Origin of the sequence: Serratia sp. YC16, from assembly GCF_009707615.1 — a bacterium.
GTDB lineage: Bacteria > Pseudomonadota > Gammaproteobacteria > Enterobacterales > Enterobacteriaceae > Serratia > Serratia surfactantfaciens.
The window spans coordinates 705,058-717,894 of the sequence record NZ_WLYN01000002.1; the positions used below are offsets into that span (position 1 = coordinate 705,058).

A 12,837-nucleotide genomic window follows, 5' to 3' on the forward strand; every position below is an offset into this window, starting at 1 on the left:
CCGTATTGTATAAGGCATTATCATGAATGAGTTTTCCATTGTCTGCCGCGTGCTGGGTACGCTGTTTTATCGCCAGCCGCAGGATCCGCTGTTGGTGCCGCTGTTCGCCTTGATCAAAGAGGGCAAGCTGCAGCAACACTGGCCGCTGGAGCAGGATGACCTGCTGAAGCGCCTGCAGCAGGGTTGCGACGTCAACCAACTGGCGACCGACTTCAACGCGATGTTCGTCGGCAGCGAATGCAGCGTGTCGCCGTTCCGCTCCGACTACGTCGAAGGGGCCAGCGAAGCGGAAGTGCGCACCTTCCTGCAGCAGCGCGGCATGCCGCTGGCGGAGGCGCCGGCCGACCATTTCGGCCAGCTGCTGCTGGCCGCTTCCTGGCTGGAAGATCAATCGCAGGAAGATGAAGCGCAGGCGCAGATCGCCCTGTTCGACGAGTTTCTGCTGCCGTGGTGCGGCCGCTTCCTCGGCAAAGTGGAAGCGCACGCCACCACCGGTTTCTACCGCACGCTGGCGCTGATGACCCGCGATGCCATCCAGGCAATGCGCGACGAGCTGGCGGAGTACGAGCAGGACGACGAAGCGGGCGACGAAGAAGCGTAACGCCGCAGCCCATCAAGGCGGGCCATCCGGCCCGCCGATCCGCTAAACACAGGTTTGCATCCCCCAGACGTAAATTGACAAAAGATCCCCTAATCTGGCGGTTTACCGTCGGTTCGGCCGCGCCTGCGCGCCGCGCTTTTTCACGCAAGGGGTAGATGATGAAAAGTAACTGGATGCAGCAGATTCAAACGTTGATCGGGCAGAAGGCCGGCGCGATGGGCGGGGCGGAAGGCATCGGCAAGCTGCTGGCGCCCACGGCGCTGGGCGGTCTGGTCGGCGTGCTGTTGGCCAACAAATCCTCGCGTAAGCTGGTGGGCAAGTTCGGCAAAAATGCGCTGATCATCGGCGGCAGCGCGGCGGTGGGCGCGGTGCTGTGGAACAAGTATAAGCAGCGGGTGAAAGAGACCCATCAGGACGAACCGCAGTTCGGTTTGCAAACCACGCCGGTGGATCTGCGCGCCAAACGTTTGGTGCAGGCGCTGGTGTTCGCCGCCAAGAGCGACGGCCATATCGATGCCGACGAACAGCGCGCCATCGATCACAGCCTGGCGCAGCTGGAGGTGGGGGAAGAGGCGCAGGGCTGGGTGCAGGAAGCGCTCGATCAGCCGCTCAACCCGGAATTGATCGCCCGCAGCGTGCAAAATGAAGACGAGGCGCTGGAGGTTTACTACCTGAGCTGTCTGGTGATCGACGTCGACCACTTTATGGAGCGCGGCTACCTCGATGCGCTGGCGCAGGCGCTGAAGATCCCGGCGGACGTCAAGCAGGGCATCGAGAGCGACGTCAACGAGAAAAAGCGCGAGCTGGCGTAGCGCCGCTTGGCAAGCCGGGGGGAATCGTGTCACTCTTGCCGCAATCTATGTAAGCGGATGATTTAGCAATGATGACCCCACCAAAAGCGGAAAAACGTCCTTATCCCATCACCATCCACGGCGACACGCGCGTGGATGACTACTACTGGCTGCGCGACGACGAGCGCGCAGACCGCCAGGTGCTGGACTACCTGCAGGCTGAGAACGCCTACACCGATGCGATGCTGAAGCCGCAGCAGGCGCTGCGCGAAACCCTGTATGAAGAGATGGTGGCGCGCATTCCGCAGCAGGAACATTCGGTGCCTTACGTGCGCCACGGCTACCGCTATCAGACGCGCTACGAGCCGGGCAACGAATACGCGATTTCCGTGCGCCAGCCGCAGGCCGAGAGTGAGCAGTGGGATGTGCTTATCGACGGTAACCAGCGCGCCGAGAACCACGAATTTTACACCCTGGGCGGGCTGGACGTCAGTCCAGACAATCAGCGGCTGGGGGTAGCGGAAGATTTTCTGTCGCGCCGCCAGTACGACATTCGCTTCAAGAACCTGGCCGACAGCAGTTGGGCGGACGAAGTGTTGGAAAATACCTCCGGCAGCTTCGAGTGGGCCAACGACTCCTCGACGGTGTACTACGTGCGCAAGCACGCCAAGACGCTGCTGCCGTATCAGGTCTATCGCCACGTGGTGGGCAGCGATCCGCAGCAGGATGAGCTGATTTACGAAGAGCTGGACGATACCTTTTACGTCGGGCTGGAGAAGACCACCTCCGAGCGCTTTATTCTGATCCACCTGAGCAGCACCACCACCTCGGAGATCCTGCTGCTGGACGCCGATCGCGCGGACGCCAAGCCGCAGCTGTTCGTGCCGCGCCGCAAGGATCACGAGTACGCCATCGATCACTATCATCAGCATTTTTACATCCGCTCCAACAAGGACGGCAAGAACTTCGGCCTGTACCAAAGCGAGCAGGCCGACGAAGCGCAGTGGCAGACGCTGATCGCCCCGCGCGCCGACGTGATGCTGGAGGGCTTCAGCCTGTTCCGCGACTGGCTGGTGGTGGAAGAACGCAGCGCCGGCCTGACGCTGCTGCGCCAGATCCACTGGCAAAGCGGCGAAGAGAAGCGCATCGCCTTCGACGATCCGACTTACACCACCTGGCTGGCGTACAACCCGGATCCGGAAACCGCGCTGCTGCGCTATGGCTATTCGTCGATGACTACCCCGACCACGCTGTATGAGCTGAACATGGACAGCGGCGAGCGGACGATGCTCAAGCAGCAGGAAGTGAAGAACTTCACGCCGGAAAACTACCGCAGCGAGCGGGTGTGGGTGAAAGCGCGCGACGGCGTCGAGGTGCCGGTCTCGCTGGTGTATCGCCAGGACTGCTTCCAGCGTGGCGCCAACCCGCTGATGGTGTACGGTTACGGCTCTTACGGCAGCAGCATGGATCCGGCGTTCAGCGCCAGCCGCCTGAGCCTGCTGGATCGCGGCTTCGTGTTCGCACTGGCGCACATTCGCGGCGGCGGCGAGCTGGGGCAGCTGTGGTATGAAGACGGCAAGTTGTTCAACAAGCAGAACACCTTCAACGACTTTATCGACGTGACCGAAACGCTGGTCGCCCAGGGGTACGGCGACGGCAAACGGGTGTTCGCCATGGGCGGCAGCGCCGGCGGCCTGCTGATGGGCGCGGTGATCAACCAGGCGCCGCAGCTGTTCCACGGCGTGGTGGCGCAGGTGCCGTTCGTCGACGTGGTGACCACCATGCTGGATGAGACCATTCCGCTGACCACCGGCGAATACGACGAGTGGGGCAACCCGAACGAGCAGGACTATTACGACTACATCAAGCAGTACAGCCCGTACGATCAGGTGAAGGCGCAGGAATACCCGCATCTGCTGGTGACCACCGGCCTGCACGATTCGCAGGTGCAGTATTGGGAGCCGGCCAAGTGGGTGGCCAAGCTGCGCGAGCTGAAAACCGACGATCGGCAGCTGCTGCTGTATACCGACATGGATGCCGGCCACGGCGGCAAGTCCGGCCGCTTCAAGGCCTATGAGGATATTGCGCTGGAGTACGCCTTCATTCTGGCGCTGGCGGAATAATAACGTTCGGCGGGCGGCCTGCGTCGCCCGCCGTGTTAGCCAATCAGATAGTATTTCAGCGTGTGCTTCATGTCCGGGCTCAGGTCGTCGATGGATTTCAGCATCCAGCGCAGATAGCCGGGATCTTCCTGGGCGATGCGATCGATCTCCTGCCCGCGATACTTGCCGAATTTGAACTTCTTCAACAGCACCGGTTGTTCGGTGATCTGCACCATTTGCTCCGGCGTCCAGCCCGAATCCTTGATGATGCGCTGCAGCAGCGCGGCGGTGACGTAGCAGTCGTACAGCGCGCGGTGCGGGTACAGCGTGGCGTCAGCCGGCAGCTGCACGTCCAGGTTCAGCGCGTAGCGCAGATACTGGTTGCCGTACTTGATGTCCGGATACAGCGTGCGCGCCAGCTTGAGGGTGCAGATCCAGGCGCCGTTCATCTCCGGCAGCATGCCGCGATCGAAAGCGGCGTTGTGTGCCACATAGTAGGGGCTGCCCTGATAGCGGCCGATCGCCACTGCAATGCGCGGTTTGCCTTCCACCATCTGTTCGGTGATGTGATGAATCGCCATCGCGTCCAGGCTGATGGGGCGATCCGGGCTGATCAGATCGCTCATCGGGTTGGTTAACTGGCCGTCGAGCAGATCGAGGGAGGCCACTTCCACCACGCCGCCGTCCAGCCCGCAGGTCTCGGTATCTATTACGCGTAACGTCATGCTTTCCTCCGCGTTGCCGTCAGGCTCTAGCTTAACCGGCACAGGCGGCCGTGCCAACCGTCGGCGCTCCTGCTCGCGATGACCAGCCCGGGGGCGTCGCCCGGCGCGGCAATCAGGCGCTCTCCCGTTTCATCCCAGATGGCGCTGCGGCCCGCCGGGATCCAGCCGCCGGTCGGTGCCGCATGGTTGGCCATCAGCGTGAGCATGCCGTAACGGCGGGCATAGCCCGCCAGCACAGCGCTGTCTTTCGCGTAACCCGCTTCAGAGATCAGTACGCCGGCGGCATAAATATGCGCACCCGCCTGTGCGGCGGCACTCGCATGAGCGGGTTGCGAGGTGTCGGCGCAGATAGCCAGCGCGATGCGTTGCTGATGCATTGCCAGCAACGAGCCGCCCACACCGGGCGAGAAGTATTGCTGTTCCGCGCCGTGCAGATGCTGTTTGGTGTAGGTGGCTAGCGCGCCGCTGGGGTGAAAAATCAAGGCGGCGATATACAATGCCGGGCCGCTGCGTAAGGGCGCGCCGACGATGATCGTCATCTGTCGCGCTCGCGCCGCTGCACTGAGCGGCTGCAGGCGGGGATCATCCAGAGTCAGCGCCAATGCAGGCGCCTCGGCCAACTCATAGCCGCTCAGCGACAGTTCGGGAAAAACCAGCAGCTGCACCTGCCGATCGGCTGCCTGCGCGATAAATTCAAGATGACGCTCAAGATTGCAGGCGATATCGGCGGCGGCGGGGTATTGGGCGGCAGCGAGGGTGAAGCGGGGCATCGGCCATCTCTCCTGTAAGGCAATAAAAAACCCGCCTTGGCGGGTTTAATGACGGATGGAAGGACGCTTACTCACCAGACGGATGCGCTTTTTTGGCGCGTTTCTCCGCACGTTTCTCAGCTGGGGTTTTCAACGGCTTCTTCTTCGCATTTTTTTTGCTATCCATTCCCTTACTCATGATGGCCTCTCGTTACCTATGATTGGGTGGCTTGCTCAGCCATTAACCGCCTAAAGCCGGCAGGATGCAAGCGACAAAGTGCGAATTGCTCTTAACCGGCTGTTTGCACGTGAAATTTTGTTTTTGGATGACCGGGTGATAAAAATAATTATTATGTTATAATATTACACTTTTAATGTTCGGAGAACGCAATGACTGTGATGGCATTACCGGATGCGCAGCAACTGCTGGCCATGCCGGATTCTGATTATATGAACTCGGTTCAACGGGCGTTTTTCCGTCAGCTGCTGCAGGATGAGCGGCAAAAGCTGCTGTTGCATATCGATGAGCTGAAGAGCGAGATCGACGGCGGCGAAGCGACGGGCGATGAGGCCGACAAGGCGGCGCGCGAAGAGGATCTGCGCTTGCTGTTCCGCCAGTTGGATCGCGAAAGCCGCCTGCTGCCGAAAATCGATGCGGCGCTGGCGCGTTTGCAGAACGGCGAATACGGCTACTGCCGCGAAACCGGCGAACCCATCGGGCTGGCGCGCCTGCTGCTGCGCCCGACGGCGGAACTGAGTATCGAGGCGAAAACCGCGCAGGAGATGCGCGAGCCGCATATGCGTAAAAGCGGGTAAGTATCACAAGGCCTGAACTGATCGGGCCTGTGGGCGTTTTGCAAGCAGGTCGTTGTGATTTTGAGCAAACGCGCGCCGAGTTCCCGGCGCGCGTTTGAGTTTTCAGGTTTTACCGTTGACCTGCCGGGCGGCTTCCGCTTTGATGAAAGCATGACTCACAGAGAGACGGAAAGCGCCATGGAACAATTACGAGGTTTGTACCCGCCGTTAGCGGCATACGACAGCGGTTGGCTGGACACTGGGGATGGCCACCGGATCTACTGGGAGCTGAGCGGTAACCCGAACGGTAAGCCGGCGGTTTTCATTCACGGCGGGCCGGGCGGCGGCATCTCTCCGCACCATCGCCAGCTGTTCGATCCCGAACGCTATAAGGTGTTGCTGTTCGATCAGCGCGGCTGCGGCCGTTCCCGTCCGCACGCCAGCCTGGACAACAACACCACCTGGCATTTGGTGGCCGATATTGAGCGGCTGCGGGAAATGGCCGGCGTTGAGCAGTGGCTGGTGTTCGGCGGTTCCTGGGGCTCCACGCTGGCGCTTGCCTATGCGCAGACCCACCCGGAACGCGTCAGTGAAATGGTGCTGCGCGGCATCTTCACCCTGCGCAAGCAGGAGCTGCATTGGTATTACCAGGACGGCGCTTCGCGCTTCTTCCCGGATAAATGGGAGCGCGTGCTGTCCATTCTGTCGGATGACGAGCGCAAAGACGTGATCGCCGCCTACCGGCAGCGGCTGACCTCGACCGATCCGCAGGTGCAGCTCGAAGCGGCCAAGCTGTGGAGCGTGTGGGAAGGGGAGACCGTCACGCTGCTGCCGAGCCGCGAGTCTGCGTCGTTCGGCGAGGATGATTTCGCGCTGGCGTTCGCCCGTATTGAAAACCACTACTTCACCCATCTGGGGTTCCTGGAAAGCGACGACCAACTGCTGCGCAACGTGCCGCTGATCCGCCATATTCCGGCGGTGATCGTCCACGGCCGTTATGACATGGCCTGTCAGGTGCAGAACGCCTGGGATCTGGCCAAGGCCTGGCCGGAAGCGGAGTTGCATATCGTGGAAGGGGCGGGGCATTCGTATGACGAACCGGGCATCTTGCACCAACTGATGATCGCCACCGACCGGTTCGCCGGCAAGTGATGCAAAAAACCCGCCGTTACGGCGGGTTTTTTTATTTGGCCTTTGGCTCGTACGGCAGGCGCGAAAACCTGTGGGATTCCGCGCGGTAATGCGCCACGCGCTCGCGAAAATAATCGCGCAGCGCTTCCGGCTGCTCGCGCTCTACCACTTCCGGGATCACCGGCATGTTGTAGCGCTCTTTGTACGCCACGCCTGAGGCGGCGAGATCCACATTCACCCTGTCCATTTCCTCTTTGGGCAGCTCGGCCAGATTGTAACCCACGCTATGCTCCTTACTTACTTTGCCGCATTGAATCTGCGCAGAAGGTAATCCACCCGGCGGCGCTTGGCAAGCCCATTACGCCGTTGCCGGGAGCGATATTTATCCAGCAGTAATGCAATCTATTTATTCTTTTAAATAAGAATGATTCGCTTTTTGATTAAACTAAAAGATGAAAATAATTATCATGTTAATTCTCAATGTGGTGGTGATATTGTAATTTGTTGATATATAATATTTTTATAATTGATGTGATTTGAGTGTAAATAAGGTGTTTTTATTTTTACGGCAGCAGGGCATAATGCGCGGAAATTAAATTCATGACCTGCAAAATAAAAGGAATCATTATGCTGACGCAAGAAATGACTCAAAAGCTGAATGAGCAACTGAATCTGGAGTTCTACTCCGCCAACCTGTACCTGCAGATGAGCGCATGGTGCAGCGATAAAGGCTTTGAAGGCGCCGCCGCATTTCTTAAAGAGCACTCTCAGGAAGAGATGCAGCATATGCAACGTCTGTTCGACTACCTGAGCGATACCGGCTCTCTGCCGCTGCTGGGCACCATCGCCGCGCCGCCGGTGGAATTCGAATCGCTGGCGGATGTGTTCGAGCAGACCTACGAACACGAGAAGCTGATCACTCGTCAGATCAACGAGCTGGCGCACGCGGCAATGTCCTCTCATGATTACTCCACCTTCAACTTCCTGCAGTGGTACGTGGCGGAGCAGCACGAAGAAGAGAAGCTGTTCAAATCCGTGCTGGATAAGCTGGCGCTGGTGGGCACCAGCGGCAAAGGCCTGTTCTTCATCGACAAAGATCTGAAGAAGATGGGCGCGATGGGCCAGGGCGGTAACGGCCAGGCTTGATCCCCGGAAGAACGTCGAAAAACCGCGCGCGGGCGAGCCTGACGCGCGGTTTTTTTTACCCTGCGTTTATCGCGGTTATGCGGCGATACGTGCTGCCGGATCGCAAAATGCCAGTGATGCGCTCGACTTGCCGCAGTGTGGTCGTTATGATTTACCGCGATACGCTACAGGGATGGTAGAGTCAAAACAGCGGGTTAGCCGATACAACCCGTTTTCTGTTTACCCGTGGCGCAATCATTTGCGGTGGGTTGGGGCCGCTGATACATCGCCTTGGCTGTGGCCTTAACCCTTATGACCCTCTTTTACTGTTAAGGGATACCACTGTGATCGGTAAAATTCGTTCCTCCTGTCGCCTGCTTTCCACCATTTTCGTCCTGTTCGTTGGCCTGTCTTCACAGCAAGCGCTGGCGCACGCCCACCTGAAAGTGGAAACGCCGAAGGCCGACGCCAGCGTCAGCCCGGCACCGAAGGCGCTGACCCTCAGCTTCTCCGAAGGCATCGAGCCGAACTTCAGCGGCGTGAAAATCACCGGCCCGGACAACGCCGTGGTGAAAACCGGCAAGCTGCAGCTCGATCCGAACAACAACACCCAGGTCAACGTGCCGATCGAAGGCGAGCTGAGCGCGGGCAAATACAACGTCAGCTGGCATGTAGTGTCGGTCGACGGGCATAAAACCAAAGGCCAGTACAGCTTCACCGTAAACTGACCGTGAGTCTGGCGACCCTGTTCGTTCTGTGTCGCTTGGTGCACTTTGCGGCGGTGATGCTGATGTTCGGCATCAGTCTGTTCACCGCCTTATTGTCACCGCAGCGCCTCTCCCCGATCCTCTCCCGCGATGTGCGTCCGCTGCTGCTTGCCGGCACCTGGGTAGCCGGGCTTTCCGCCGTGGCGCTGCTGGCCATCCAGGCCGGGCAGATGGGCGACGGTTGGGAAGACGCCTGGCGGCTGGAGGTCTGGTGGGCGGTACTCGGCACCACCTTCGGCGAAGTGTGGCGTTGGCATCTGGGCCTGTCGCTGCTGGCGATCCTGAGCCTGCTGCTGCCGGAACGGCCGCGTGCGCAGGCGTTGGCGCTGTGTTCGGCGCTGCTGCTGGTGAGCCTGGCGTTCATCGGCCATGCGGCGATGCATGAAGGCGCCTTGGGCGCGCTGCACCGCGCCAACCATGCAGTACACCTGCTGGCCGCCGGTTACTGGTTCGGCAGCCTGGCGCCGCTGTTGGTTTGCCTGCGCTACCTGCAGCCGCCGCAGTGGCGCAGCGACGCCATCACCACGCTGATCCGTTTCTCGCGCTGGGGGCACCTGGCGGTGGCGGCGGTGATCGTTACCGGCATCGTCAACAGCCTGATCATACTCGGCGGCTGGCCGCTAAATCTCAGCTCCCCTTATCAGCGCCTGCTGCTGATCAAAACCGCGCTGGTGGCGCTGATGGTGATGGTGGCATTGGCCAATCGCTACGCCATCGTGCCGGCGATGAGCCGTGTACCGGCGCTGGCGCAGCGCGGCGTGGTGCTGGCTTGCTGGATCGAAGTGGGGCTGGGAATGGCGGTGCTGCTGCTGGTCAGTTTATTTGCAACCTATGCGCCGGTATGACATTTCAGCTTGCCGCAGGCCGGCAAGCTGCGGGAAAATCGACGCGAATAGCAACCTTAAGGCCATCACATGAAATCGGTATTACTCGGCATTACGCTGCTGGCAACCGCGACCGGCGCGCTGGCGGCAGACAAACTGGTTAACATCACCAAACTGGAGTACGGCAAACAGTGGGCGTTCACCAAGGAAGAGGTGACGCTGCAGTGCCGCAGCGGCGGCGCGCTGTTCGTGCTGAATAACAGCACCCTGATGCAATACCCGCTCAACGACGCGGCGGAGCAGCAGGTGAAGAAGGGCCATCAGCGCGCGCAGCCGCTGGAGGTGATCCTGCTGGACGACCCTGCCGAACCGGGGAAAAAAATGAGCATGGCGCCGTTCATCGAGCGCGCCGAGAAGCTGTGCGCTGACTAACCGCTTGTTTGCCAACGTCTTGTCCAATGTGCGCGGATTGATGCGCATTTGCCGCATAGTTATTTCGTCACGAAACTATCACGCGGCCGCCGGGCGGCTGGCAAAACTGGCGCGGTAGGCTACTCTTAAAGTGCACGGCTGAACAAGCCCTGCATTAAATGCCAACTTTTAGCGCACGGCTCTCTCCCAAGAGCCATTTCCCTAGACCGAATATAGGAATCGTATTCGGTCTTTTTTTGAGTTGTTGATTTTAAAGGATTTATTTTCGTTTGTCCGAAAATGTCCGAAATATGTCCGAATTTTGATATTCGGTCTTTTACAGCATCACGTACTCTTTCCCCCTCGTTTTAAGATATTTCAGCGTCATCATTTCCGTTGTATGCCCCAGCAGCTTTTGAGCAAATGCCTTGTCGTTCTGCTTTTCGTACAAGCGGCCGGACAGGCTTCGGATCTCGTGGAACGTCGGCGGGCTTTCCTGAAACTCCAAACCCGATGCTTTCCGCGCGGCGACAAATTTTTTCGTTAACCCGTCGGGATGGATCGAACCATCTGGGCTATTTTTCCTGATGCCAGCGCTGATCATGAAGTCCGTCGTGCTGACCAATCGGCATCGGTCGATAACGGCGCCAAGCCGCAGGCCCATGCATTTCAGTTCAAGATCAAGGGGGAGGGAGAGCAAAGCCCCCGTTTTGCCTTGTTCAACTTGCAGGCGGCCGTCAACGATATGGCTAAAGCGCATTTGTGTCAGATCCTCGCGGCGCTGGCCGGAGACCAGAGCGAGATCCATCGCCAGGCAGAACCAAGGCGGCATTGTCTCCGCAGCCTCTCGAATCGGCCCGTATTGCTTCAGTTCCAGACGTTCGCGCATCACGACAGCTTTCGCCGCGCGGGTAGGGGTCACAGGGTTGTTTTCGATGTGACCTTCCACGATCGCCTCGCGGAAAATATCAGACAGCACCGATCGCATGGTTGCGGCCATTGTCTTTTTGTTCTGGGCGATCCAAAACTCGAGAAATTCGGCGATGTGGCGTGTCGTGATTTTTGTCAGCACCATGTCGCCCAGGCGCTCCCGGATAATGGCAATTTGGCCAGCGCGCACTTTGTATGTGTTCTCGGCCAGTTCTCGCCGCTTGAATAGGACATCATACCGATCGAGCCAGGCGTTCAGCGTGTATTCGTGGCTGCCCTTAATTTTCTCCAGGAGCAGAACGGGAGAGTAATTTTGTTCGATATAGTGGTTGGCTTCAATAGCCTGGGCGATAGCCTCGCGTCGCGAAATCTGACCGAGAGAGATCTCCTTTTTGGTGACTGGATTGCGCCAGTAGAACGCGTTCCGGTTTCGACGGAATGTTAGGTTTTTCGGTAAGCGCATGTCATAACCCTCCCTTCGCCGTGCCATTGATCACTTTCTCCATGAACGCGAGCCTCGCGGGATTAGGGCTCTGCGCTTCCTTTATTTTTCTCCCCAGGTTGAAGTCCTTGGGGTTGATGTAAATAGTCCCTGGTGTCAGTCGGTACTGCTTGCCGTGCTTCTCCGCCGGCGGGTAGAAGTTTCCATTGCGCGCCCAGCGCCAGAGCGTCTGAATGCTTGGTTTTTTATCGGTGTAGTTATCATCTCGCCATTCTTCGAGAGTCATCCATTTAGCCATTGGTCATGCCTCACTACTCAGCACAACCGGCCACAATATTAGCCGTGGCCGGCGTTGTGTGTTGATTTTCCAAAATCAGCCCTGAAACTCTGGGCGCATATCGTCGAGCGCTAGCTGGAAACGCTCCATGTCATCAGCGCTTAGATCTCGCTCTGACCGTCGCACCAGCGCCTCTACCGCAGCGAACTCCTCGGCGCTCCGACAGTCTTTCAGTTGGCTACTGATACTGCCGCATGCGGTGATCTGCCGGTGGCGTTTAATCACTTTGTTTTTCAACTCGGTGTAAGCGGCGATCCCCAGCTTTTGACGTAACTCTTCAACCTGTGCGCGGATATTTGATGCTTGGTCTGTTGTTTCTGCCTGATCGATAGCTGTCCGAATGCCGCCGGCAATATCATCCGTATCGACAGGCGGGGCGCTCTGCTGCACGGGGGCGGCGGTAGGTCCGTCCGCAAGCTGGCTCACACTGACACGCGAGGCGCCCCGCTGCGGGTTAATTTCGCGTTCTTCCGTCTTTTCCAACTCGTCGATCGTGTAGACGCCGAGAATCACTTCCGGGCAGTACAGGCGCGCCCAGCGTTTCACTGCCAGATAGGCCAGTTGTTGGCGCGGATCATCAGCCCAGAGCGTAGAGTTGCGGGTGCGGGCCTGCGCCAGCATGAGCACTAACTCCCGCGGTTTATCCTCCCCCCTCAGCGTTGCCCAGACGCGGATCCCGATCCCTTCTTCATCAGCCAGGCGCCAGCCAGGAATGCGATACTCCCCTTTATCCCCTTTGCGAATATCAAATTTGCCGATCACCTTTTCCCACGGACCGAACCAGTCATAGTTGATGCGGTCGACCAGCGGCCCGCGGGTGGAAATCACCGCATTAACCAGTTGCGCCTCGTACCCGAGAACGCCGCTCACGATGAACGTTTTCTGAGCCACCGCGAAGGGGTTCATTTGCCACTGGGCGGCCTGCATGGCGATCGCCATGCAGTCGGCCGGGTTCCCTCGCAGATGGGCGGGGATCGTCGCTGTACCGCTCGCCATGACCTGCGCAAATTGGTTGATAGCGGTCAGGTATTGCGGGTTGAACAGCGCGATGTTCGAGTCAGTGACCGATGCCGTTTTTTCTTCAGGAATGCTGATATTGCTCATAAT

General features: G+C 58.9%; 15 protein-coding genes. 9 read left to right on the plus strand and 6 right to left on the minus strand.

What is annotated here, in order from left to right; all coding sequences use genetic code 11:
* The first annotated feature begins 22 nt into the window (after positions 1 to 22).
* The 3 genes from GKN89_RS10765 (at position 23) to GKN89_RS10775 (ending at position 3,515) form a co-directional block, all read left to right on the plus strand.
* On the plus strand, positions 23 to 601 hold the full coding sequence (locus tag GKN89_RS10765; RefSeq protein WP_019455786.1) for a molecular chaperone: 579 nt from the start codon (positions 23 to 25) through the stop codon (positions 599 to 601).
* Positions 602 to 759: 158 nt separating this feature from the next.
* Positions 760 to 1,413, plus strand: coding sequence for a tellurite resistance TerB family protein (locus GKN89_RS10770; RefSeq protein ID WP_154746936.1), 654 nt, complete (start codon positions 760 to 762; stop codon positions 1,411 to 1,413).
* A 68-nt stretch (positions 1,414 to 1,481) separates the two neighbouring features.
* Entirely contained in the window at positions 1,482 to 3,515 is a 2,034-nt protein-coding gene (locus GKN89_RS10775) for a S9 family peptidase (protein WP_154746937.1), read from the plus strand.
* A gap of 35 nt (positions 3,516 to 3,550) precedes the next feature.
* Here GKN89_RS10775 and exoX read toward each other — a convergent pair whose 3' ends face one another.
* Both exoX and GKN89_RS10785 read right to left on the minus strand, forming a co-directional pair.
* On the minus strand, positions 3,551 to 4,219 hold the full coding sequence (exoX, locus tag GKN89_RS10780; protein ID WP_154746938.1) for an exodeoxyribonuclease X: 669 nt from the start codon (positions 4,217 to 4,219) through the stop codon (positions 3,551 to 3,553).
* A 26-nt stretch (positions 4,220 to 4,245) separates the two neighbouring features.
* Positions 4,246 to 4,989 carry a carbon-nitrogen hydrolase family protein gene (locus GKN89_RS10785; RefSeq protein ID WP_154746939.1) on the minus strand — a complete coding sequence of 248 codons (744 nt, stop codon included), beginning with the start codon at positions 4,987 to 4,989 and terminating at the stop codon, positions 4,246 to 4,248.
* A 369-nt stretch (positions 4,990 to 5,358) separates the two neighbouring features.
* Here GKN89_RS10785 and dksA point away from each other — a divergent pair, with 369 nt between their 5' ends.
* On the plus strand, positions 5,359 to 5,784 hold the full coding sequence (dksA, locus tag GKN89_RS10790) for an RNA polymerase-binding protein DksA (RefSeq protein WP_154746940.1): 426 nt from the start codon (positions 5,359 to 5,361) through the stop codon (positions 5,782 to 5,784).
* Between the two features lie 177 nt (positions 5,785 to 5,961).
* Positions 5,962 to 6,915 (plus strand): prolyl aminopeptidase, encoded by a 954-nt coding sequence (gene pip, locus GKN89_RS10795; protein WP_025159932.1) that lies wholly within the window; start codon positions 5,962 to 5,964, stop codon positions 6,913 to 6,915.
* Positions 6,916 to 6,946: 31 nt separating this feature from the next.
* Here pip and GKN89_RS10800 read toward each other — a convergent pair whose 3' ends face one another.
* Positions 6,947 to 7,177 carry a DNA polymerase III subunit theta gene (locus tag GKN89_RS10800; protein WP_019454717.1) on the minus strand — a complete coding sequence of 77 codons (231 nt, stop codon included), beginning with the start codon at positions 7,175 to 7,177 and terminating at the stop codon, positions 6,947 to 6,949.
* A gap of 344 nt (positions 7,178 to 7,521) precedes the next feature.
* Here GKN89_RS10800 and ftnA point away from each other — a divergent pair, with 344 nt between their 5' ends.
* The 4 genes from ftnA to GKN89_RS10820 all read left to right on the plus strand — a co-directional run bounded on the left by ftnA (position 7,522) and on the right by GKN89_RS10820 (position 10,042).
* Positions 7,522 to 8,040 carry a non-heme ferritin gene (gene ftnA, locus GKN89_RS10805; protein ID WP_019454718.1) on the plus strand — a complete coding sequence of 173 codons (519 nt, stop codon included), beginning with the start codon at positions 7,522 to 7,524 and terminating at the stop codon, positions 8,038 to 8,040.
* Positions 8,041 to 8,363: 323 nt separating this feature from the next.
* Positions 8,364 to 8,747 (plus strand): CopC domain-containing protein YobA, encoded by a 384-nt coding sequence (yobA, locus tag GKN89_RS10810; RefSeq protein WP_019454719.1) that lies wholly within the window; start codon positions 8,364 to 8,366, stop codon positions 8,745 to 8,747.
* A gap of 2 nt (positions 8,748 to 8,749) precedes the next feature.
* The gene (gene copD / locus GKN89_RS10815; protein ID WP_370520193.1) at positions 8,750 to 9,631 is read left to right on the plus strand and encodes a copper homeostasis membrane protein CopD; all 882 of its coding nucleotides are present in this window, start codon (positions 8,750 to 8,752) and stop codon (positions 9,629 to 9,631) included.
* 69 nt (positions 9,632 to 9,700) lie between these two features.
* Positions 9,701 to 10,042, plus strand: a complete 342-nt coding sequence (locus GKN89_RS10820; RefSeq protein ID WP_004940890.1) for a YebY family protein — start codon at positions 9,701 to 9,703, stop codon at positions 10,040 to 10,042.
* Between the two features lie 316 nt (positions 10,043 to 10,358).
* Here GKN89_RS10820 and GKN89_RS10825 read toward each other — a convergent pair whose 3' ends face one another.
* From GKN89_RS10825 to GKN89_RS10835, 3 genes are all read right to left on the minus strand, one after another.
* Positions 10,359 to 11,441: a tyrosine-type recombinase/integrase gene (locus GKN89_RS10825; protein ID WP_103101180.1), complete on the minus strand. Its 1,083-nt coding sequence runs from the start codon at positions 11,439 to 11,441 to the stop codon at positions 10,359 to 10,361.
* Positions 11,416 to 11,691, minus strand: a complete 276-nt coding sequence (locus GKN89_RS10830; RefSeq protein WP_015377485.1) for an excisionase — start codon at positions 11,689 to 11,691, stop codon at positions 11,416 to 11,418. Before GKN89_RS10830 ends, GKN89_RS10825 begins: the two co-directional genes overlap by 26 nt.
* A 75-nt stretch (positions 11,692 to 11,766) precedes the next feature.
* Positions 11,767 to 12,834 (minus strand): RecT family recombinase, encoded by a 1,068-nt coding sequence (locus tag GKN89_RS10835; protein WP_154746941.1) that lies wholly within the window; start codon positions 12,832 to 12,834, stop codon positions 11,767 to 11,769.
* Positions 12,835 to 12,837 lie beyond the last annotated feature (3 nt).

What these genes read in the sequence shown, in the direction of transcription:
- GKN89_RS10765 (WP_019455786.1), top strand. Translation starts at nt 23, where the DNA reads ATGAATGAGTTTTCCATTGTCTGCCGCGTGCTGGGTACGCTGTTTTAT.
- GKN89_RS10770 (WP_154746936.1), top strand. Translation starts at nt 760, where the DNA reads ATGAAAAGTAACTGGATGCAGCAGATTCAAACGTTGATCGGGCAGAAG.
- GKN89_RS10775 (WP_154746937.1), top strand. Translation starts at nt 1,482, where the DNA reads ATGATGACCCCACCAAAAGCGGAAAAACGTCCTTATCCCATCACCATC.
- exoX (WP_154746938.1), bottom strand. Translation starts at nt 4,219, where the DNA reads ATGACGTTACGCGTAATAGATACCGAGACCTGCGGGCTGGACGGCGGC.
- GKN89_RS10785 (WP_154746939.1), bottom strand. Translation starts at nt 4,989, where the DNA reads ATGCCCCGCTTCACCCTCGCTGCCGCCCAATACCCCGCCGCCGCCGAT.
- dksA (WP_154746940.1), top strand. Translation starts at nt 5,359, where the DNA reads ATGACTGTGATGGCATTACCGGATGCGCAGCAACTGCTGGCCATGCCG.
- pip (WP_025159932.1), top strand. Translation starts at nt 5,962, where the DNA reads ATGGAACAATTACGAGGTTTGTACCCGCCGTTAGCGGCATACGACAGC.
- ftnA (WP_019454718.1), top strand. Translation starts at nt 7,522, where the DNA reads ATGCTGACGCAAGAAATGACTCAAAAGCTGAATGAGCAACTGAATCTG.
- GKN89_RS10820 (WP_004940890.1), top strand. Translation starts at nt 9,701, where the DNA reads ATGAAATCGGTATTACTCGGCATTACGCTGCTGGCAACCGCGACCGGC.
- GKN89_RS10825 (WP_103101180.1), bottom strand. Translation starts at nt 11,441, where the DNA reads ATGGCACGGCGAAGGGAGGGTTATGACATGCGCTTACCGAAAAACCTA.
- GKN89_RS10830 (WP_015377485.1), bottom strand. Translation starts at nt 11,691, where the DNA reads ATGGCTAAATGGATGACTCTCGAAGAATGGCGAGATGATAACTACACC.
- GKN89_RS10835 (WP_154746941.1), bottom strand. Translation starts at nt 12,834, where the DNA reads ATGAGCAATATCAGCATTCCTGAAGAAAAAACGGCATCGGTCACTGAC.